General features: G+C 49.3%; 1 protein-coding gene. It reads right to left on the bottom strand.

The window, feature by feature from the left end:
* The coding region (locus D8790_RS10340) for an SHIRT domain-containing protein (protein WP_221765905.1) at positions 1 to 1,194 on the bottom strand (1,194 nt) is incomplete at both ends.

Below are 1,194 nucleotides of genomic sequence, written 5' to 3'. Positions count from 1 at the left end.
TGGAAGTTGCTTACCTGCTGTCTCACTCTCGAAGCGGTAAGTAGCTTGGTACTTGTTGGCTTCAAAGGCCCATTTTCCTACAAACTCAACATTGGCCTTGTTCACGACTGCATTGCCTGCGTCATAGCCTTTGAAAGTCCATGTGCCATCATTCACACTATCTGTATAAGTGGTTTGAGCTGGTTGTTGAGCTGAAACAGAGGCACCATTCACATATCTTGCACTGTCGCTTGGAGTCAATGCGGCGATGGCTGCTGGAAGTTGCTTACCTGCTGTTGCGCTCTCGAAGCTGTAAGTAGCTTGGTACTTCTTAGCTTCAAAGACCCATTTTCCTACAAACTCAACATTGGCCTTGTTGACAACTGCACTAGCTGCGTCATAGCCCTTGAAGGTCCATGTGCCGTCGTTCACAGTATCTGTGTAGGTCGCTTGCGCTGGTTGCTTAGCTGAAACAGAGGCACCATTCACATATGTTGCACTGTCGCTTGGAGTCAATGCTGCGATGGCTGCCGGAAGAGCTTGACCTGCTGTTGCGCTCTCGAAGCGGTAAGTAGCTTGGTACTTGTTGGCTTCAAAAGCCCACTTACCTACAAACCCTACATTAGCCTTGTTAACAACGGCGCTAGCTGCGTCGTAGCCCTTGAAGGTCCATGTGCCGTCGTTCACAGTATCTGTGTAGGTCGCTTGCGCTGGTTGTTGAGCCGAAACAGAGGCACCATTCACATATGTTGCACTGTCGCTTGGAGTCAATGCTGCGATGGCTGCTGGAAGAGCTTTATCTGCTGTCTCACTCTCGAAGCGGTAAGTAGCTTGATACTTGTTGGCTTCAAAGGCCCACTTACCTACAAACTCTACATCAGCCTTGTTCACAACGGCGCTAGCTGCATCATAGCCCTTGAAGGTCCAGGTGCCATCGTTCACTGGGTCTGTGTAAGTGGTTTGTGATGGTTGTTGAGCCGAAACAGTATTGCCATTCACATAGGTTGCACTGTCGCTTGGAGTCAATGCGGCGATGGCTGCTGGAAGTTGCTTACCTGCTGTCTCACTCTCGAAGCGGTAAGTAGCTTGGTACTTGTTGGCTTCAAAGGCCCATTTTCCTACAAACTCAACATTGGCCTTGTTCACGACTGCATTGCCTGCGTCATAGCCTTTGAAAGTCCATGTGCCATCATTCACACTATCTGTATAAGTGGT

The organism is Streptococcus cristatus, from assembly GCF_003943535.1.
In the GTDB taxonomy this organism is placed as follows: Bacteria; Bacillota; Bacilli; order Lactobacillales; family Streptococcaceae; genus Streptococcus; species Streptococcus cristatus_L.
The sequence above is the reverse complement of the archived record's forward strand: the minus strand, read 5'-3'. Positions and strand labels throughout refer to the sequence as shown.